Genomic DNA, 20,206 nt, shown 5'->3' on the forward strand with positions numbered 1-20,206 from the left:
TCTTGCATTCCTCTCCTCTCCTTCAAAAAAAATATACTCAGATTGTGACCTTTTTGGAATATTAGCGACTTATATAAAACACCTCTGAGAGATCAGGGCTACACACACTTCTTTTCTTAAAACAAAAAAACGGAGACAATGTTTGCCTCCGTTTTTTATTGTATCAAGCATCAATCTTTTGCCAACTCCTCATTCAGCTTATTCCTGATGACGGCAGCACCTGCAAAGCCAACCGAAAAATACACCTGCTCTCCTTTTTTATTCAATATAAGATATGAAGGAATCCCCTTTACTCCAAATTTCTTCTTCAGATATTCAAACTGAGGCGTTTTTATGCGATAGTGTTCGCCTCCTATATTGGGAATCATATTTCCCCATGCTGTTTCCGGAGAACTTTCGTCTGTCAGGTACACAAATACAACATCTTTGTCGGCAAAAGATTTCTTTGTCGGTTCAAATTCCTTCATTGCCGCACGACATGGGCCGCACCATGTAGCCCAAAAGTCTATCATGACCACTTTTCCCGCAAAAGGTTTTATTATTTCATGAAGAATTTTGTCGTCTTCTGTCTCCGGTAATTCATACACATTGAATCCTTTCTTATTCTTATTTGCTTCTATTTGTACCAAAAGCGCATCATTCTTTTTTATGATATATGACAAATAAAAAGGATTATCCAATTCCGCTATCTCCTGCAATTCCAATTTACTCAAAGGGTTTAGTTCTTCCATCTGATGGGAATAAGTCTGCGTAGTCATCAGGTCGAAAGCTATACCTTCATCTACTCCTAATATTTCAGCTAAATAATTCTTTTGCTTCTCTAAGCGCACCTTTACATTAAGCGTCATCATCCGATCCTGATACTTTTCGTAGAATGAATCAATTTTTGCCGACAATACCGAATCACGTTCTAGAGGGGGTATAATCAGCCATTCTTTTATTCCATTATCAGAGAGAAGTCCCTCTCCATCGAGAGTAGATCTCAAATATGTAGCCGACTCCACTATCGAAGATATATCACTTTGTTTATCCGAACACAATTCTAATAAAGCATTTGCATCTTTCAGGTTTTTAACTCCGAGTTTTCCTGAATCAATTAGTTTTTGGACATTATATTTATTAAGTTCTTTTGTCTGCGAAACTCTTTCGGTACTCCAGTTTTCATATACCTCTTCCTTTAGTTGGCTGATAGCTTCTTTATCATCGTCCGACAGACCTTCAAACTTTTCATACTTACCAAGAAGCTCAAATGTCGGTCTTATTATATAGAAACTTTTGCGATCCAGATACTTACAAGAATTAATCATATTCCCGAAATCGGAGAAGTAAAGCGATATGGGATCATTAATCGGAGAATCCTTGAGAAACGAATAATACTCCACGCCAAATACAGGTTCCGTATATCCTGTAAGTTCATCTTCATAGTTCAGATTATGCTTCTGACGATAGGCACTCTTTAGAGAATAATCCCCAAACAGAAAGAACATCATCCCCGAATATTTTGCTTTTAATATAGCATATTGTTTCGCTTTTTTTGTCAGGTCGGCTGCTTCCAATTTCGATATAGCCTCGTACATACTTTTGGTTATGTACTCTTTATATTCCGTTGCCGACATCCCGTATATTGCATCCATATTATTACCATGACTCATCAATTCACCCAAGACTTGTTCCACCTGTGGCTTATTCATCTCGTTATTTATTTCGGCATTCGCCCCTGTAAAAAAAATATATTGAGCAGGCTCGCACTTATCTACTCTGTTGCGTGATTCCTGACAGGCTTTTTGCTGAAGGTCGATGTAAAGCGAGGTTTCTTCTCCGGGAGACAACAATATAGTTTTAGAAAATAAACCGGGCATCCAGAAATACGCCTCCATTGTTGTTGCCAATGGTACCTTTACTTCATAATTACCGTCCTCCGAAAAACGGCATTCCAACTTATCGGAAATTCCTGTTACAGGATTATGGATATAAATATCAGTCTTTATATTCATACCGGGACGGTAGCCCAATGCGTACATTTTAAATACAGCAACACCATCTTTTAGTTCCGGAACTTGCAATGGCTTATTATCCTCCTTTATCAAGGCTGCATCCTTTACCCATTGCGGAACCTCTATACGGTTAGCCAGCACAGGAGATTTTAGTTCTATACCCCACGTCTTGAAACAATTATCACAGTCTCCTTCTATAAAATCCAGCCGGCTTGTATTTTTATCTATTGGCGCAAAGGTCAGGGTAAAAGCTTTCTGTCCGGTCTCATTCATAAATTCTTCCTTATCCAGAGTGATTCCATCCGCACTCTTCACTATATACCTCTGTCCGTTGGCTTTTATGTACGTATCTGAGGCTATCTTTATCCAGTTGTTTGGCATATGATATCCGGTGATATAGAATACGGTTGCATCATTTCTAAGCACTATTTTCTCTATCTCCAGAGATCCGTGATTCCTAACACTGAAAGGTGGGCGCTCAACGACTATATCCTGTGCAGGGAGAATAATCGTACAAAATAACAATAAGATACTAGTTAAGATTTTTTTCATAGTGTGCATTGCGTTCATAATAAATATAAGATTCTATACAATAAGCTATTAGACTGTCAATCAAGTTAATTTAAAGATAGTATTTCTAATAGAACAATACCAATCTGACTAACACATTTTCTAATATTTAACATTTCTGTATCAAAACAAAAAGAGGATTCTGATTACAGAATCCTCCCCTCTATTTTATCTTGTTTTTCTTACTTAGCGTAACTTACGGCACGGGTTTCACGTATTACAGTAATCTTAACCTGTCCAGGATAAGTCATCTCGTCCTGTATCTTCTTTGCAATATCAGCCGATAGTTTTTCTGTCTCCACATCATCTATCTTATCCGCACCTACTATTACACGCAGTTCGCGTCCTGCCTGAATAGCATATGTCTTCAACACACCCGGATATGAAAGAGCCAGTTGCTCAAGGTCATTCAACCGTTTGATATATGCTTCTACAATTTCACGGCGTGCACCCGGACGTGCTCCTGATATAGCATCACAAACCTGTACAATTGGAGCCAGAAGACTTGTCATCTCCACCTCATCGTGGTGAGCCCCGATAGCATTGCAAATATCCGGTTTTTCCTTATATTTCTCTGCAAGCTTCATCCCAAGTAATGCGTGAGGCAATTCCGGCTCATCATCAGGCACCTTACCTATATCATGTAACAATCCTGCTCTTTTTGCTTTCTTTACATTCAGCCCAAGCTCTGACGCCATAATAGCACACAGATTAGCTGTTTCGCGGGCGTGTTGCAACAAGTTTTGTCCGTATGATGAACGGTATTTCATCTTACCTACAAGACGTATCAACTCAGGATGTAAACCGTGGATACCCAAATCGATAGTCGTACGCTTACCGGTTTCGATAATTTCTTCTTCGATCTGCTTCTTCACTTTAGCTACCACTTCTTCGATACGGGCAGGGTGTATACGGCCATCTGCCACCAACTGATGCAATGCCAGGCGGGCTACTTCGCGTCTTACAGGGTCAAAACCTGAAAGCACTATCGCTTCCGGAGTATCGTCCACTACGATTTCAATGCCTGTGGCAGCTTCCAGCGCTCGTATATTACGTCCTTCACGGCCGATAATACGTCCTTTTATTTCGTCAGACTCTATATGGAAAACTGTGATCGCGTTTTCTATAGCTATCTCTGTGGCCACACGCTGTATAGACTGTATTACGATCTTCTTCGCTTCCTTATTAGCTGTCATCTTAGCCTCTTCCATTATCTCATTGATGTAAGACTGGGCATGCGATTGCGCCTCGTCTTTCAACGCCTCTACAAGTTTTTCTTTTACTTCTTCGGCCGACAATCCCGAAAGAGCCTCCAGTCTCTCTACCTCTTGCTTGTGAAGCCTGTCGAGATCCTGTTTCTTCTTTTCTACTATCTCCAGCTGACTTTCCAGATTGGCTTTAACCGTGTCAGCTTCGCTTTTCTTACGTTGGAGTTCCTCCTGTTTTTGATTCAGGCTCAACTCGCGTTGCTTGATCTTGCTCTCTGCTGCCTGTATTTTAGAGTTCCGTACATTAGCCTGTTTCTCAAACTCAGATTTCATCTGCAATGCCTGCTCTTTTACTTCCAGCAATTTATTTTTCTTGATTACTTCAGCTTCCAGTTCCGCCTCTTTCACCTGACGTTTGAACTTCGAATTCGCCATAGAATTCAAAGCTACCCACGCCACGGCTGCTCCGGCAAGGAAAGCTATTACATAAAATAATATATCCATAATTTATTTTTCATTATTTAAAAACTCAATTTATATAAACTAAAAAGCACTAATTTAAGTATGAACAATACTCTCATACTTAAAATTAGTGCTCTAGATATTTCTCAGTACTATAATTTTATTTTACATGACCTCTCAGATAATTTTCCAATTCCTGCGTCAGTTCTTTCATCCTGGCCTCAAATTCATCCGCCCGTAATTGATGCTCAACCTTCTCTGCTACAGCCTGTATTGCTGTCATTGCCATATAATCGCTATTCTGCAATGAATGGGATGAATCTCCTGTAAAATAATTTTTATATTGAACTATTTTATAATCTATTTCCTCCGCAGCCTTCCTGAATACTTCTTCCTCCTGCCGTTTTATCCGGAGAGGATATCTCATATCAGCTACGCGTAGATTAATTATTAAATGCTCGTCCATAACTTTGCCTTTATTCGTTAATTTTTCAGCATGGCGATACACTTATCTACATCTCGCACTAATTTCGACAATCGCTTCTTCGCTTGTAATGTATCATCCTTATTCTCCGAAGAGAAAGATTTTACAAATTTCAGATTGTCATATTTTGCTTTCAACTCTTCTACTTCCGATGTTAAACTTTCAATTGTCACGTTTCTTTGTATCAATTGCTGCTTCAACAGGGCGTTCTCTTCCTTTAACGTATCGCAGAGGTACATTAATTGCCGCATCCTTATTTCAAATTCGGCCAGAAGTTTTTCATCATTTTCAGTCATAAAGTAGCCAAAATGCTAGACAAAAATAAATAATACCAACGAATTAACAAAATTATTACTCTTCTAAATTTATTAAAAAGAAACCGGATCTATACAAATGAAAAAAAGAGCCACTTATGCGAAAGATAAGCGGCTCTTTTATCTGAAAATGTTGTTTCTGCTTTTTTACAACAAAACGACCTGCAAGTCGTCTTTTAGTTCATTGAAAGCGATTTTGCCTTCTCTTGCTAACCAGCCCAAAGCAGCATACATATCTTTTTCTGTCAATTTGCACGCTTTTTTGATGTCTTTAAGAGGTTTGCTTCCTTCTGCATCTAGGTAAGTCCAAATAATACCTGCGTTTGATCCAATTTTTTCTTTCATAATGGGTGCTTGTTAAAAAATTAAACTCGTTATTATTTTGATGACAAAAGTACATAAAATGAACCATCTATACAATTATATATTATAAATTTTAACAGAAATGCGGGATTATGACATTTTTGTTAAGCCTCCAAACTGTTTGATTATTAATTAAAATCTTGTAGATTTGTGTAAAAATGAATTCCCTTGCAATTCTTTAGCCTACATAAGAAAAAAGAATCGGATAGCGACGAGATACTCTTGTCAAAATTTAAAGAAACGCGTAAAGCTGAATATTTCCAACAGCTTTACGAACGCTATATTCCCCTTATTTATGGTCTTTGCCTTAAATACCTGCAAAGTCCGGAACAATCGCAGGATGCAGTAATAGATATTTACGAGAACCTGTCTCAAAAAATTCAGGATTACGAGATCAAGGTATTTAAAAACTGGCTTTATAGCGTTGTAAAGAATCACTGCTTTCATATACTGAAAGAAAATAAGAAGGAGATTATTGTTAATTTCGATTCCCAGCTTATGGAATCCGACAGTTCTTTTACTCTATTTGATGACAGCAGGGATGAAGAAAAGGAAAGCGCTCTGAATGAGTGTCTGGAAAAATTGCCGGAACCTCAACGGATAGCTGTAGAAAAGTTTTTTTACGAGGATAAATCGTATGCGGACATCGTGGATGAAACAGGCTTTCATCTCAAAAGTGTAAAGAGTTATATACAAAACGGAAAACGGAATTTGAAAATTTGTATCGAAAAAAATCTGAAAGAATGAAATTCTTAGATTACATAAAAGGACAAAGGAAAGGTAAAGATGCCCATCGGATAGAAAAAGATTCGATGAAGGATCCGTTTTTGTACGAGGCTATAGACGGTTTCGACAGTATCGACGACAACCACATCGAACGTATCAACAATATACAAAACCGGCTAAAAGCCAGATCGAAGACGAAAAACAAAACAAACGGCAGACAGATGTGGCAAACGGCCGCTGCGGCTATTATCATTATAATAGGCATCGGAGGGTATTTTCTGACCGACTATCACAAATCGGGACTATATGCTCAGCAAGCTAACGAAAATTCCATCATCGAGATCTATGTGCCTGAAGAATATTATGCCGAAAACATCGTAGTGATCGCACAAAAGAATGCTGAACTCGCAAAGGCTTATAAGCCGGACATTTCCCGTTTCAAAATAGAGAGCGAAGAAAGCGCTTCGATGAGTAAAGCCGAACAGGAAATCTTGTCGGAAGACGCCAAGCGTATAAATGAAGTTCCGATAGAAATATATGTACCCGATGATTTCGAGAGCAGAACATCTACTCAGGAAGAAACAAATAGCGGTAAACCCGAACCTATAGGCGGCTACGAAAAATACAATGAATACCTGAAAAAATCACTGCGGCGGCCAACAGACGATATTTGTAAAGACCGTAAGGGTAAAGTCGCCGTAGAATTCTCGGTCAATTCATTGGGCCGACCATTCCTGTTCGATGTAAAATATAGCCTCTGTGGCGCATCCGATAATGAAGCCATACGTCTGATTCAATCAGGCCCACGCTGGACTACAGGGAGCAAAGAACGGGTGACAGTAAAGGTCGAATTCTAAACATCAACTATTGAAGATTTATTCTTCACTTTTTAATAAGTCGGGACGCAACCTTTCAGTTCGTTCCATAGCTTGTTGTAGCTTCCACTCATCTATCTTAGCCTGATGACCCGACAATAATATATCAGGTACCCGCCATCCTTTATATTCGGCAGGACGGGTATAAACGGGCGGTGCAAGTAAATTGTCCTGAAAAGAGTCAGACAAAGCCGACTGCTCATCTCCTATTGCGCCCGGAATAAGCCGCACAATGGCATCTACCATCACAGCAGCGGCAAGTTCTCCTCCCGTAAGAACATAATCCCCTATCGAAATTTCACGTGTAATCAGATGTTCCCTAACACGATAATCAATTCCCTTATAGTGCCCGCATAATATAATGATATTTTTATACGCTGACATCTGATTGGCAATCTTCTGATTAAAAACTTCACCATCGGGCGAAGTATATATTACTTCATCATATGTCCGTTGTTGTTTTAATGATGTAATAGCATTATCAATCGGTTCTATCTGCATCACCATTCCGGCTTCTCCGCCGAAAGGATAATCATCCACATTACGATGCTTATTGGTAGAATAATCTCTCAGGTTGTGAAGTACAATTTCCGCAAGTCCTTTATCTTGGGCCCTTTTAAGAATGGAACAATCTATAAGACCGCTAAACATCTGAGGCAGAACACTTATAATATCTATACGCATATTCAAATTATTATAACGCACAAAGGTAAAAAAAAGAGTGTGCCCGACAAAGGCACACTCTCTTATCCTGATTTATTTTATATTACTTCTTCTCTTCTTTATGGAACATACTGCCATTGGCTTGTGCTGTCGGCATCACCAACATATCCTGTATATTTACATGGGGAGGCTGGGATACTGCATAAAAAACAGCATCGGCAATATTTTCAGCTGTCAGTGCATCGTACCCGTCATATACCAAATCGGCTCTATCCTGATTTCCTTTGAAGCGGACAAGCGAGAATTCTGTATTCACTGCGCCCGGACACACCTGTGTAACACGTATTCCATATGGCAACATATCCATACGCATGCCCTGGCTCAATGCATCTACAGCATGCTTGGTAGCACAATATACTGCTCCGTTAGGATAAACTCCTTTTCCTGCAATGGAACCAAGATTAACGATATGCCCCGATTTTCGCACCACCATACCTGGGGATACTACACGGGTTACATATAACAGACCTTTTATATTAGTATCTATCATCCGCTCCCAATCATCAATTACTCCCTGCTGTATAGGGTCTAACCCTACGGCAAGCCCCGCGTTATTGACAAGGATATCGATTTCCTTCCATTCTTCGGGCAAACTAGCAATAGCCTTCTCTACTTCATTGTATACCCGTACATCAAAGCAAAGCGAATATACCTTCGATTCATATTTTATTTCAATCTCCCGTTCCAGTTCTTCCAGTCTATCCTTGCGGCGTCCGGCTATGATCACATCATAGCCTTCCTTTGCCAATCGCAAAGCTATCGCTTTGCCTAACCCGGAGGTAGCTCCGGTGATTAAAGCTATTTTTCTCATGAGCTTTTATTCTGTGGTTATTTTATCCAAACATTCAATATTTCACCCAAATATGTTTTATCCGATGCGGTCTTTGAATCGGAAGACGGCATTACTCCTGCTTTTTTACATTCGATAACCATCCATGCTTCTGAAAAGACAGGTGCGCCTGAAGGTGCGATAACCGGCGTAAGTCCGGAAGCCTTTATTTTGTCATTAATATTTCCTTTCGCATTTTCAAATTCTTTCAATGCATCACCATACACCTCGGTATAAAAAGATATCGTATAGGTTCCGGCTCCATCCGGCAATCCTGTATATTGGGCAGTATTGACATTACTCAATGCTACCGGTTTTTCCATCAATGAAGTGACACCTCCCCACGATGCAGGAACAATAGAAGGACTACTCACCGATCCCGAAAGTATCAAGGCCTTACTTCCTTGCAGGCTGGCAGGTACTTTACCCGTATCAACCTTTTTGAATCCCGCAAACGAAACTTCAGCAAGAGCATTTTTCCCGGCCAAGACTGGAGCAACGGCCTCCTGGGTATTTGCAACACCCGCCGACACAGCCGCGGGAACTGCCGAAGATACAACACCTGTTGTAACTGTACCATTCAGATATTTATCGATAGAATTAAATATGCTATTGATACTGTCAACTGTCTGTCTGCGGAATTTATCATAATACCTGTTCAGTTTATCTCCTTTTTTACTCAATGCAAATCCATCTGTTATCATTTCTTCGGCAGACAGAGGCGTTTTACTGTCCGGATATTCATATTTAATATAACGTACAGTAGCATTACATTTACCTCCTTCTATATCCAGAATCAGCTGATAGACCATCTTAGCCTGATCCAACACGAAAGCGCTCTTTTTAAACACAAGATACTTTTCGCCCAGACATGCTATATCTTTTTCTTCCGGATTAGATAACAAAACCCTGTTATCCAAATCTTGTTGAAGATTAATCCCATAATTGTCATTTGCCCATTTATCCATAACATTGAATAGATCGGCATCAGATATAGAGTTCTTCACTGGTATAGATTTGGAAAAAATGACTTTACCGTCAACCTCAGGTACTGCACCTGCTAAATACTTCGCATCCTCCTGGGCATATGCCAGAACCGAGATAATTGCACATAACGAGATTAAAAGGAATTTATTCATATTCGCCGGGTTAAATTTGTTTATTGTATAAAATTAGCATAAAATCAGAAACCGACAAACAAAGTCCCGGCCTTTTATCATTTATTAAAGCCGGATTCTATTCAAAAAAAAATGGCATCAGCAAAATGCTGATACCACTTATGTTGAGAATTATTTAATAAATTAAAAGTTATAAGCAATCCCTACTCCTATCATTTCCTTAAATTGAACTTTCGGACCGCCGGTAGTACCGTCTTCATTCACGATTTTCACATCATCGTCATATTTCAATGTCGTGTTCACACTGGCTGATAGAAATTTATTAACCTTCATACTAATCAATAAGTCCCAGTTCACATCCACATTACCAAAAGACTTATCATATGCTGTAAAGAAATCGAGCGTCGATATAGCTTTTACGTTTTCCATCAATGTTTTTTCGGCACGGGCCTTGAAGTAAGCTCCCAATTCTGCTTTGAACTTATCCCCGGGATCTACTCCGAATGCTCCGATACTGGAAAGATAATCATCTTCTACAAACGTCAGTTTTCCGGCGAGTGGTGACAAGTAAAGTGAATAACTTGTATTGGGTCTGTACTCGAAACCTATTGATATGTTGGAATAAGCCGGCGCAAAAAATTTCGATATGTAATGTGTCTTATCCGGATAATTATATCCTTTGTAGAACTGTGATTTAAAATCACCCATTATAGTATAGTACCATTTGTTATTGGTAGAATACCCCAATTGAGTGGTAAAATCTATTTTATCGCTTGTTTTTTGAGTCCCCAGCGATTTAGTATTTGTCAGTCCGTATTCCAATGCAAGTGCATTTGAAAAAAGCCAGTTTCCGCTTTTACGAACGAGAGATCCATTAAGATAGGCTGTTCCCGCCATTGCATTTTCACCCCCGGCCGACCAGTTGCTTACTGCTGTCTGCGAAGCATTGAGACCTGTAACCCCTTTCAAATACCATTTTCCATCTTCAAGTTTATTCTTATCATCCTGTGCATAAACACCCATTGCCAATATAAAAAAGGCGACTGTAAAAAATAATTGTTTCATTTCTAATAAAAATTCAAGTTTTGTGTTTTAATTTTCATCTTAACTTTAAAACGTCTCCTTCTTCAGGAACATATTCAAAGTCCTTTTTGTTCATTTTGTAAAGGTTCTTGACTTTTATACCATATAATTGCGAGATACTATGCATAGACTCCCCTACCTGTACCACATGGTCGTAATAAGGCTTATCTGCTTTTGATTTCTTCTTCTCAAAGTAAACTAAATCCCCTTGTTTGAGAGGAAAACCTTCCGGCACTTCATTGTATTTGTACAAATCTTTGGGTTTAAACCCAAATTCGGCAGCTATGGCTTCATATGTATCCCCATCTTCCGCCCTCACATAGATCAGATTATGCGTTTTGTAAGGAGTATGCTTGTACTCTCTTATTACTATTTGCTCTTCCTTCTCTTTTTCCTTGTCCTTTCCGCCTTTTTTATCATGTTGGTAAAGTTCATAATCTTCAATAATCTTTATCAACTTGTTTGCATACGCTTTGTCTGTAGCATATCCGCATTGCTGCAATCCTTTGGCCCATCCCCGGTAATCTGTTATTTTTAGAGAAAAAAGGGATTTATAGCGTGGCTTCTCTGCCAAGAAGCGGGAATGGTCTTCATAAGATTCTTCCGCTTTTTTATATTTCCTGAAACAATCATTCGGAGTATCGTCTGCCTTATATACCCGCCCGCCTTTCCAGTCATTATGGCATTTTATGCCAAAGTGATTATTAGAACTCTGGGTCAAAGAGCTTTTACCTGCACCCGACTCCAATAAACCCTGAGCGAGCGTGATACTTGCGGGTATTTTATATTTTTTCATATGATCTATCGCAATACCCTTGTAGGTATCGATATAGTCGTCGTAAATTTTATATCGTTTGGCCTGGGAAAAGGCAGATAGAGAAGGGAATAAGATAAGCAGAGATAATATAATAAATTGGGATAAAGTCTTCAGACAATAAGCTTTTTTCATATATTTATGATGTTTAATTAAGGTCTCGGACCTTTTTATTACATTTGTAAGTAAAACAACGATAGAAGGTTACACCCTGCAAACAGATCGTCAAATGTTTTCTTCTACTAATTAACAACATTCGCTATGGAAAGTTTAAGTTTAACTACAAAGATACTTGTTTATACCTTTGATGAAGGCACTGAAAATATAAAAAAGCTTATAAACGAAGCTAAATTAGCTACAAAAAATGCATATGCCCCCTATTCCGGCTTTCATGTAGGTGCAGCAGTACTTCTATCCGGTGGCGAAATCATATCAGGAAATAATCAGGAGAATGCCGCCTACCCATCGGGATTATGCGCTGAACGGGTGGCAATATTTGCTTCAAATTCTCAAAAACCGGATACTGCTATAGAAGCGATTGCCATAGCTGGATTTCACGATGGAGATTTTACGGATTTACCCTGCTGTCCTTGCGGAAGTTGCAGACAGGTTATGATAGAGGTGGAAAATAGGTTTGAAAAATCTGTAAGAGTAATTATGTACGGAAAAAGTAAAATTTATGAAGTGGAATCAGCAAAAGACCTGCTGCCTCTCAGCTTTGGAAAGGAATCGCTGTCTGAATAGTTTGTTATTTAATTAACAATGGCGAAGGTAACTCAAAATAGGTTATTGAGATTTTCGTTAACTTTTTTACTCGCAACTAAATTCTATTTACCAGCCAGTATGGAAAGATTTCAGTTCTTTCGTCAGTTCTTTTGCTTTTCCATCAGAGACCTTATCCAACAATAGCCAGAAACGCTCTCCGTGATTCATTTCTTCGGTATGGCAAAGTTCGTGGAGTATAACAAAATCAACGAGATATTCGGGCAGCAGCATACAATGATAAGACAGGTTTATTCCCTTCTTTGACGAACAGCTTCCCCAACGGGTACGACTCTGATTGATTTTCACATTCGAAAAAATAAAACCATGACGATGTGCCAATACTTCTACCTTCTGAGGAAAAAGACGCTTTGCTTCATATCGCAATGCTTTTTCTATTAACCCCCTTATTGTGGCTTGCACAGCGGAGCTGTCATAATCGGTATCCGGCGGACAAGATATAGATAGAATCCCATCTTTCAGTTTCAGGTAATAGTTGCTCGTCGAGTTACTTTCGAATATCTTCAGCGTGAAACTAAATGTTTTGAATTCTGTTTCCGGGGTGAATAGAGACTGTACCTTCTTTTTTTCCAAAAGTTTCAACAAACGGGGCTTCATTTCCTCTATTGTTTTTTCTATATAGGACATACTTACCCCCGGTGGGTATGTCAATTGCAGGTAATCATCTTTGCGACGGACAATAATCCTTCGAGCCTGTGCATTCTTCACAAGCTTTATATCACCCAGATCTTTATCTTTAATCACCATACTTTATACAAAAAAAGCTTAACTGTCCGGTTAAGCTTTTCTTTTCATATATCTCAATAACTTATTTTGCTTTATGATTCTCTTTTATGAAGCTTTCCAGGGCAGCAGTCATTGATGGTACACCCGGAAGCGGTGCTTCACAGTCGAGCCTCAAACCTGCATCGCGAACAGCTTTTGCCGTAGATGCTCCAAAACAGCCTATTGCTCTTTCGTCCTGTTTGAAGTGAGGAGCATTCTTAAACAGGGATACAATCCCTGAAGGGCTGAAAAATACCAGCATATCGTATGACAGGATTTCTTCTTCGGTAATATTGTTACTTACCGTCCTGTACATGATAGCTTTTGTATAGTTTATCTTCTTTTCGTCCAGTACTGCGGTTAGATCTTCCGTATGTACATCAGACACAGGCACAATAAACTTTTCCTTATTATGCTTGGCCAAAGCAGTTGATAAGCCATCCATTTTACCTGTGGTACTGAAAAATATTTTACGCTTTCTGTAAACAATATATTTTTGCAAATATAAAGCAACTGCTTCCGAAATACAAAAATACTTCATTGTCTCAGGCATTGTAATCCTAAATTCTTCGCACAAGGCAAAAAAATGGTCTATTGCTGTTTTTGCAGTGAATACAACAGCCGTGTAATCCTGTATATTTATCCGTTGTTGTCTAAATTCTTTAGCGTCTAATCCCTCTACTCTTATAAACGGTCGGAAATCCAGTTGCATATGATATTTTTCAGCAATATCATAATATGGAGATTTCTCCGTGGTGGGCGCAGGCTGCGAGATCAAAACCTTTTTTACTTTTAAAGCCATAGTGTGTTAAATACGTCAATTCTATATAAATAAACCAAGCCTATCATTAAAAATATATATGGTAATATTTCAAAGGTGCAAAGGTACGCAATCAGATACAAAAAGTTAAATTTTTCCCTAATAAAAAAGACTATTATTTGGTAAAAAAGTATTAATTGAACTATTAGAAATAAAATCAACATAAAAATAATAATCTGCAAATGATAGTAATTGGAATAGATAAGGAGTAACGTAGGTATAAAATAAAGCATACCCAGAATTTCTATACCAATAATGTACGTCCGCCTCCATACTCCCATCCGTTTCTGCTCATCGAAAATATATCCCAGCATAAGATAGAGGACATCTTTTATCCCTAGAAACAAACCAATCAGCACAATATAAGATAAAATGGAGATGAATGGCCGTTGAACAGCTTCCGACCGCGCATCAAATTCAATAAAAATATTGTATATACAGATAGAGATCAGAACTATTGTCTGAAAAATGAGGAAATAACTATACAAATATTCCCTTACAGTTGTCTGGCGATGTATCTTCTGGCCTTTTTCCGAAGAGAACAGCAAAGATACGTTTTCTTTAAGGAAAGCAATTCCTCCGTTGTATATATGCGCAAAGAATAGAAAGCACACTAATAGCAACCCGAATACACCATCAGCCTGCTCTATATGAAATGGGATATGAATACCGTCATGCCCGGCTTTCTCCTTTCCGGTACTTTTCTCTGTATACAGATTATAATTGGTATTTCCATCTGCCACATCAAATACTTCTCCCTGAACCGACCGGAGTCCGAAGTAGTCCTGACGGGTAGAATCGATTAAAGCGACACTATCCCTTGCAACAGTGATATGAGGTATGGAATCTTTTACCAAAATAGTCCGTTATTATATATTACCACAAAGGCGCAGACCCTGTATGTACGGAATCTGCACCTTCTGATTATTCTTATTATAAACCAAATTCTTTCTTCACTACATCGACATAATCCAGTTTTTCCCAAGTAAATAGTTCTACTTCACGAGATACTCCTTCCGGATTGTAGCGCGACTTAAACAATTTAGTGACCACTTGCGGCTCACGTCCCATATGACCATAAGCAGCAGTTTCGGCATATATAGGATTGCGCAATTTCAATCTCTGCTCGATAGCTTTAGGGCGCATATCAAAGAGTTTTTCCACCTTCTTGGCTATCTCCCCATCTGTAAGATTCAAATTGCTCTTACCGTATGTATTTACGTAAATATTCATCGGTTTGGCTACACCTATGGCATATGATACCTGAACCAATATTTCGGAAGATACACCTGCTGCCACCAGATTCTTCGCAATATGGCGGGATGCATAAGCTGCCGAACGGTCTACTTTAGACGGGTCTTTCCCTGAAAAAGCTCCTCCACCGTGAGCACCTTTTCCTCCATAGGTATCGACAATAATTTTACGACCGGTAAGGCCGGTATCTCCATGAGGTCCCCCGATAACAAAACGTCCGGTAGGATTTACGTGATAGGTAATATTGTCATTGAATAATTTAGAAATATCCTCTCTGAACTTATATTTTTCTTTTACGCGAGGTATCAGGATATTTATAACATCACTCTTAATTCGAGACTGCATGGCTGCATCGTCCCCAAACTCATCATGCTGTGTAGAGATCACAATAGTATCTATGCGCAACGGCGTTCCGTTATCATCATATTCTATCGTCACCTGAGATTTCGCATCAGGACGAAGATAAGGCATCAATTGAAGTTCATTCTTACGGATTGCTGCCAGTTCCAATAAAAGAGCATGAGACAGATCTAGTGCCAGAGGCATATAATTATCCGTTTCAGAGGTTGCGTAACCAAACATCATACCTTGGTCTCCTGCGCCCTGATCCATCGGATCAGATTTGCCGTCTACACCTCTGTTTATATCGTCGGATTGTTCGTGTATAGCTGATAAAACGCCACAAGATTGTGCCTCAAACTGATATTCGCTTTTTGTATAACCGATACGTTCGATCACTTTACGGGCAGTCTCCGGTATATCAATATATGCTTTTGATTTAACTTCTCCGGCCAATACGACCTGTCCGGTAGTAACCAGCGTTTCACAAGCTACTTTGGAGTTTGCATCATATGCAAGAAACTCATCCAACAGAGAGTCTGAAATCTGGTCTGCAACTTTATCCGGATGTCCTTCTGAAACAGATTCAGATGTAAATAAATAACTCATTTGTATATAAGAATTTTACTGTTAAAAAAACAGGAAGGATATGTATAATGCAGTGCAGAAAATGGTTTAGCATTTTTTCATGTGGTTGCAATCAATACAAATCTATCCACTTAATTGGCTGCAAAGATACAGTTTTTTCTCTATTTAATCATTTTTTTTACAAAAAATAACCCGGACTTAATCAAGCCCGGGTCATCTCAACTATATTTGAATGAATTATTTACCGTTTGCAAATTCAAATAATGCCTTACCGTTTGCATTTTCAGGATCCAGTTCCAGAACCTTCTCTGCATATAATTTCACATTAGCTTTATCTTCTGCTTTTTTAGTTTTATCAAACTGCAGATAGTAATAGTAACTCAAGTAGCTGTATGCTTCTATCAATATTCTGGTATTCTCCCCATCGTTTTTAGCCAGAATAACTTCAATTGTCTTCTCGTAATGAGGTCTGGCTAAACCAAGTTCACTATCCGGGTCCAACTCAAAGTTTGTACGTGCTCTCTGATAAAAACCAAGATAACTATCAGGCATTCTTTCGCTAACTGTAGCAAAAGCCCCATCTGCTAATTTATAGAATTCATCTGATTTAGCTTTAGCTTGTTCAGCACTCACATTGATAGTATCAGCCTTTGCTGCCCTACCTGCATTTGTATAATAAAGGCCTAACTGATAGAAATCCTGAGCATCAATTTTTTCGCCTCCAAGTTCAGTGTATTTTTTGTAAAACTCTGCTGCTTCCGGATACATTTTCTCGTTTGCACAGATAGTTGCGATTTCTTTGTATATGTCCACATTAGAAGGATCCAGTTCTATCAGTTTCTTATATTGCTCGATTGCTTTAGCTTTATTTCCGGTTTCACTCAAAGAATTTGCATAAGCCAGATAGTCCTGTTTCAGATATTTGATTGTATCATTTGCTTTAGGCAGGCTAAAGAATTTGTCTCCGGCTGATACTGCTGTTGCATAATCCTTCAAATCTGCGCTGGTATACATCGATAGACGATTCAATACAAAGTTATTTGGCTCTTTGCTTAGACCTTCGCTAATCAGTGTTTTTGCTTCATTGTACTGTTGGGTAAAATACTCTGCTGCAGCATAACGGGTAATATCTTCAATTGTATAATCACCACCTTTGAAATATTCCTTATAGGCAGCAATAGCATCCGGGTAGAAACCATCACGATACGATACGTCCGCCAAAGCTTTGTAAGCGATGCTATAGTTCGGATTTATTTCAATTACTTTCTTCAACATATCCGTAGCTGTTTTACGATTGATAAACTCGTAAACTCTGGCACCTTTCATATAGGCAAGGACACAGTTAGCATCGAAGTTGATAGCCTGGTCGTATTGCATAGCAGCATCACCGGGTTTATTTTCTTTAGCTAACATATCACCTTCAAATATGTATATATATGGAGATTTTTTATCCGCCTTACGGGCATCCTGCAATTTCTCCAAAGCTTTTTCTTTCATGCCATTATCAAGATATGCCTGAGCAATAGCAAGAATTACTGTTACATCTTTCTTATTTTTCTTCTGAATTTCCTTCAGTTGATCTTCTGCGCCTTTCGGATCCGATTTTAATTGTAATTTAGCTAAACCGATAGCACCTAATGCAGACTCCGGATTACCTGCTATAGCTTGTTCGTAATAAGACTTAGCTTCAGCTGTCTTACCTTCCTGGAATGCAATTTCACCAAGATAGTAATTAGCTTCTGCCGGAGATTGTCTTAATACTTTTTGAAAATATTCTTTCGCTAACTTCAATTCTCCGAGACTCAAGTAATCCGCCCCGGGGCTATTTTGCGCTAAGGCCGAAATGCTGATCATAAGGCTCAGAAAAGAGCCTAAAAAATACTTCATTTTCATCTTTCTAAGTAATATTTTTGTGATTAATGATTTCTATTTTATATTAGTTGCCATATTATATCTACAGAGAAGGCCTTACACTCACGACTCTGGTTAAACCATATGCAGGGTAAAGACCAGCCTTATATACAATACGTTGCCCTCTTTCACCAGCTGCAAAGTTAACAAAACCTGATGGTAATCCGCCTCTCACATCTGAAATTATTATGTATAGACTCCGGCTTAAAGGGTATTTTTCTAATCCTATATAAGCCGCTAAAGGCTGATAACTGTTTCTATCAGTAGCCTCTTCAGCCCTACTGACAGCCATTACATTGATTTTATTAATAAAACTTAAATTGGTTGTATCGGACGGATTGCTAATCCAGTTCACCCCTATAATGCCTAAAGCATTGGGCGTAGATGCAACATAATCTATCACCTGTTGGTTAGGCGTACGCTCCGACAGATCAATCGTTCTGGTACTATCTGAAGCTCTTGCTTTCAGGTTATTCCCGAGCTTACCTCCACAAATAGAGTCTCTGAGATACCTGACTGTACTTGAATTGGGGCTATCGAACGTCACGGCTATTTCACCCAACGATGATTTGGGATTAAGCTCTTTCCATGTACGAACCTCTCCTGTCATTATTCGCTTTATGTCTGCTACTGTTATCAGTGTATCAGTATTCGCTTTATTCACAATCAAAGCAATGGCATCTGTACCATACTTCTGCGAACGAACAACCCGGTTTCTTTCTTTTATTATCAGCCCTTCATTCGGTGTCAGTTCGCGAGCTGCTATAATAACACGCACACTGTCTTTCATGAATAAGTCGAAGGCTTGATTTTCACCGGTATAAATAGGGATAATAGTAGCATCTCTGTTCAATGCTTCGAACACATCGACTTGTTCCTGGACGATAGGTGCGAAACATTCATCAGCAACTATTGCTGCCAAGCCACTAGTTGGGGTATCGGTACGTGTAACCTTAGGTCCACTGCACGAATACAGAACCAATGATAAGATGAATAAAATAAAGCTCAACCTTTTCATAAACCTTTTTTTAACTGTCAAATTTATTCTTTCCAAGCTCTGTAAGCTCTGAACAAACCATATACAATAAGTAAAACTCCTCCGATGGTACGAGGTACTCCAACCGGAATAATATTTTCTAATACTGCTGTAAACGACAATGCACAACCTATTCCAAAATAGAATAGAGACATAAAAAATCCATATATTTTTTTTACGGGAGTCTTGTTTTCTTCTTTCATATCTTCTATTATTGGAAAAGAAGAGAAGATGACTTTTAATATTCAAACTTCTCTTCTTTTGTTAGTTTTATGTTTGTTATTTAAACAAATACTTCAAAAACATGCATTATTGTTTCAAGCGGAATACAATCGGAAGGGTAAAGTAAACCGGTACATTCAAACCGTTTTGCTTACCTGGAATCCATTTAGGCATCGCTTTTACAACCCTTACAGCTTCTTTATCACAAGATGGGTCGATACCACGAATTACCGTTACATCAGAGATTGCACCTGTTTTGGTAACAACGAAACGAATAGTAACACGTCCTTGTATTCCTGATTCCTGAGCTACAACCGGATATTTCAGATTATCATTGATAAATCTGTGCATCTCAGTTTCACCTCCGGGGAAGCTAGGCATCTGCTCTACTGTAACGAATGGTTTTTCTTCCACAGGTTTTTCTTCCACAATTTGCTTGTGCTCTCTCAACTCTGCGATATCGATACCATGTTTGTCGTCAGTACCTTTTACATCAGCTACTGAAATCTGGATTTTAGTTTCCTGAATCTCATCCTGGCCTACCATTTTCTCTTCAGCTACTTCTTCGTCCTTCGCAATTGTCGGTGGAACGAATTTCACTGTTGTTTTCAACGGTGGTGGCGGTGGAGCTGTTTCCTGTTTAATAATGTTCTCTTCCGGAATTTCTTGTTCTACCGGAATATTAGACATCTCATATGCCTCATCCATTGGTCCGCCTTGGTTCTGCGTAAGCTTTTTGATTTCACTTACCAATCCTGGTAAAGCAGAAACAAAACCCGCAAATACACAAACGACAAGGAATGCTACGATATGCCTCTTCGAAGATGATTGACGTAGTCTGTAGGCACCATACTGTTTGTTTTTCCCTTCAAAAACTACATCACACCATTCTGCGGAATTTAATCTGATATCTTTTGACATAATT

General features: G+C 38.8%; 21 protein-coding genes. 3 read left to right on the forward strand and 18 right to left on the reverse strand.

What is annotated here, in order from left to right; all coding sequences use genetic code 11:
* Positions 1–170: 170 nt before the first annotated feature.
* The 5 genes from HMPREF9455_RS05460 to HMPREF9455_RS05480 all read right to left on the reverse strand — a co-directional run bounded on the left by HMPREF9455_RS05460 (position 171) and on the right by HMPREF9455_RS05480 (position 5,377).
* A complete protein-coding gene (locus tag HMPREF9455_RS05460; RefSeq protein WP_044215478.1) occupies positions 171–2,546 on the reverse strand; it encodes a TlpA family protein disulfide reductase in 2,376 nt (791 codons plus the stop codon).
* Positions 2,547–2,746: 200 nt separating this feature from the next.
* Entirely contained in the window at positions 2,747–4,276 is a 1,530-nt protein-coding gene (gene rny, locus HMPREF9455_RS05465) for a ribonuclease Y (protein ID WP_006798620.1), read from the reverse strand.
* A 118-nt stretch (positions 4,277–4,394) separates the two neighbouring features.
* On the reverse strand, positions 4,395–4,700 hold the full coding sequence (locus HMPREF9455_RS05470) for a cell division protein ZapA (RefSeq protein ID WP_006798621.1): 306 nt from the start codon (positions 4,698–4,700) through the stop codon (positions 4,395–4,397).
* Positions 4,701–4,717: 17 nt separating this feature from the next.
* Entirely contained in the window at positions 4,718–5,014 is a 297-nt protein-coding gene (locus tag HMPREF9455_RS05475) for a hypothetical protein (RefSeq protein ID WP_006798622.1), read from the reverse strand.
* Between the two features lie 165 nt (positions 5,015–5,179).
* A complete protein-coding gene (locus tag HMPREF9455_RS05480) occupies positions 5,180–5,377 on the reverse strand; it encodes a winged helix-turn-helix domain-containing protein (RefSeq protein WP_006798623.1) in 198 nt (65 codons plus the stop codon).
* A 186-nt stretch (positions 5,378–5,563) separates the two neighbouring features.
* Between HMPREF9455_RS05480 and HMPREF9455_RS05485 the strand changes: the two genes are divergently transcribed.
* Complete coding sequence (locus HMPREF9455_RS05485; protein ID WP_006798624.1) at positions 5,564–6,142, forward strand: RNA polymerase sigma factor; 579 nt, start codon at positions 5,564–5,566, stop codon at positions 6,140–6,142.
* Positions 6,139–6,978, forward strand: coding sequence for a hypothetical protein (locus HMPREF9455_RS05490; RefSeq protein WP_006798625.1), 840 nt, complete (start codon positions 6,139–6,141; stop codon positions 6,976–6,978). Before HMPREF9455_RS05485 ends, HMPREF9455_RS05490 begins: the two co-directional genes overlap by 4 nt.
* A gap of 18 nt (positions 6,979–6,996) precedes the next feature.
* On the opposite strand, the gene trmD is transcribed toward HMPREF9455_RS05490, so the two are convergent.
* From trmD to HMPREF9455_RS05515, 5 genes are all read right to left on the reverse strand, one after another.
* On the reverse strand, positions 6,997–7,680 hold the full coding sequence (trmD, locus tag HMPREF9455_RS05495) for a tRNA (guanosine(37)-N1)-methyltransferase TrmD (protein ID WP_006798626.1): 684 nt from the start codon (positions 7,678–7,680) through the stop codon (positions 6,997–6,999).
* 82 nt (positions 7,681–7,762) lie between these two features.
* A complete protein-coding gene (locus tag HMPREF9455_RS05500) occupies positions 7,763–8,530 on the reverse strand; it encodes an SDR family NAD(P)-dependent oxidoreductase (RefSeq protein ID WP_006798627.1) in 768 nt (255 codons plus the stop codon).
* Between the two features lie 17 nt (positions 8,531–8,547).
* On the reverse strand, positions 8,548–9,687 hold the full coding sequence (locus HMPREF9455_RS05505) for a DUF4468 domain-containing protein (RefSeq protein ID WP_006798628.1): 1,140 nt from the start codon (positions 9,685–9,687) through the stop codon (positions 8,548–8,550).
* A 162-nt stretch (positions 9,688–9,849) separates the two neighbouring features.
* Positions 9,850–10,731: a DUF3078 domain-containing protein gene (locus HMPREF9455_RS05510; RefSeq protein ID WP_006798629.1), complete on the reverse strand. Its 882-nt coding sequence runs from the start codon at positions 10,729–10,731 to the stop codon at positions 9,850–9,852.
* Between the two features lie 34 nt (positions 10,732–10,765).
* Positions 10,766–11,698, reverse strand: a complete 933-nt coding sequence (locus HMPREF9455_RS05515) for a glucosaminidase domain-containing protein (protein WP_006798630.1) — start codon at positions 11,696–11,698, stop codon at positions 10,766–10,768.
* Between the two features lie 126 nt (positions 11,699–11,824).
* On the opposite strand from HMPREF9455_RS05515, the gene cdd reads away from it, so the two are divergent.
* Entirely contained in the window at positions 11,825–12,307 is a 483-nt protein-coding gene (cdd, locus tag HMPREF9455_RS05520) for a cytidine deaminase (protein ID WP_006798631.1), read from the forward strand.
* An 87-nt stretch (positions 12,308–12,394) separates the two neighbouring features.
* Here the strand turns inward: cdd and HMPREF9455_RS05525 are convergent, their stop codons facing one another.
* From HMPREF9455_RS05525 to HMPREF9455_RS05560, 8 genes are all read right to left on the reverse strand, one after another.
* Complete coding sequence (locus HMPREF9455_RS05525; RefSeq protein WP_006798632.1) at positions 12,395–13,093, reverse strand: M48 family metallopeptidase; 699 nt, start codon at positions 13,091–13,093, stop codon at positions 12,395–12,397.
* A 61-nt stretch (positions 13,094–13,154) separates the two neighbouring features.
* Positions 13,155–13,913, reverse strand: a complete 759-nt coding sequence (locus HMPREF9455_RS05530; RefSeq protein WP_006798633.1) for a uroporphyrinogen-III synthase — start codon at positions 13,911–13,913, stop codon at positions 13,155–13,157.
* The gene (locus HMPREF9455_RS05535) at positions 13,904–14,788 is read right to left on the reverse strand and encodes a DUF4271 domain-containing protein (protein ID WP_006798634.1); all 885 of its coding nucleotides are present in this window, start codon (positions 14,786–14,788) and stop codon (positions 13,904–13,906) included. The genes HMPREF9455_RS05530 and HMPREF9455_RS05535 overlap by 10 nt, the downstream gene beginning before the upstream one ends.
* Before the next feature lie 76 nt (positions 14,789–14,864).
* Positions 14,865–16,133 (reverse strand): methionine adenosyltransferase, encoded by a 1,269-nt coding sequence (metK, locus tag HMPREF9455_RS05540; protein ID WP_006798635.1) that lies wholly within the window; start codon positions 16,131–16,133, stop codon positions 14,865–14,867.
* A gap of 216 nt (positions 16,134–16,349) precedes the next feature.
* On the reverse strand, positions 16,350–17,999 hold the full coding sequence (locus HMPREF9455_RS05545; RefSeq protein ID WP_242052377.1) for a tetratricopeptide repeat protein: 1,650 nt from the start codon (positions 17,997–17,999) through the stop codon (positions 16,350–16,352).
* A 67-nt stretch (positions 18,000–18,066) separates the two neighbouring features.
* On the reverse strand, positions 18,067–19,041 hold the full coding sequence (locus tag HMPREF9455_RS05550) for a PstS family phosphate ABC transporter substrate-binding protein (RefSeq protein WP_006798637.1): 975 nt from the start codon (positions 19,039–19,041) through the stop codon (positions 18,067–18,069).
* Positions 19,042–19,064: 23 nt separating this feature from the next.
* Complete coding sequence (locus tag HMPREF9455_RS05555; RefSeq protein WP_006798638.1) at positions 19,065–19,262, reverse strand: hypothetical protein; 198 nt, start codon at positions 19,260–19,262, stop codon at positions 19,065–19,067.
* A 106-nt stretch (positions 19,263–19,368) separates the two neighbouring features.
* Positions 19,369–20,202 (reverse strand): energy transducer TonB, encoded by an 834-nt coding sequence (locus tag HMPREF9455_RS05560; protein ID WP_006798639.1) that lies wholly within the window; start codon positions 20,200–20,202, stop codon positions 19,369–19,371.
* Positions 20,203–20,206 lie beyond the last annotated feature (4 nt).

Source organism: Dysgonomonas gadei ATCC BAA-286, assembly GCF_000213555.1.
Taxonomy (GTDB): domain Bacteria; phylum Bacteroidota; class Bacteroidia; order Bacteroidales; family Dysgonomonadaceae; genus Dysgonomonas; species Dysgonomonas gadei.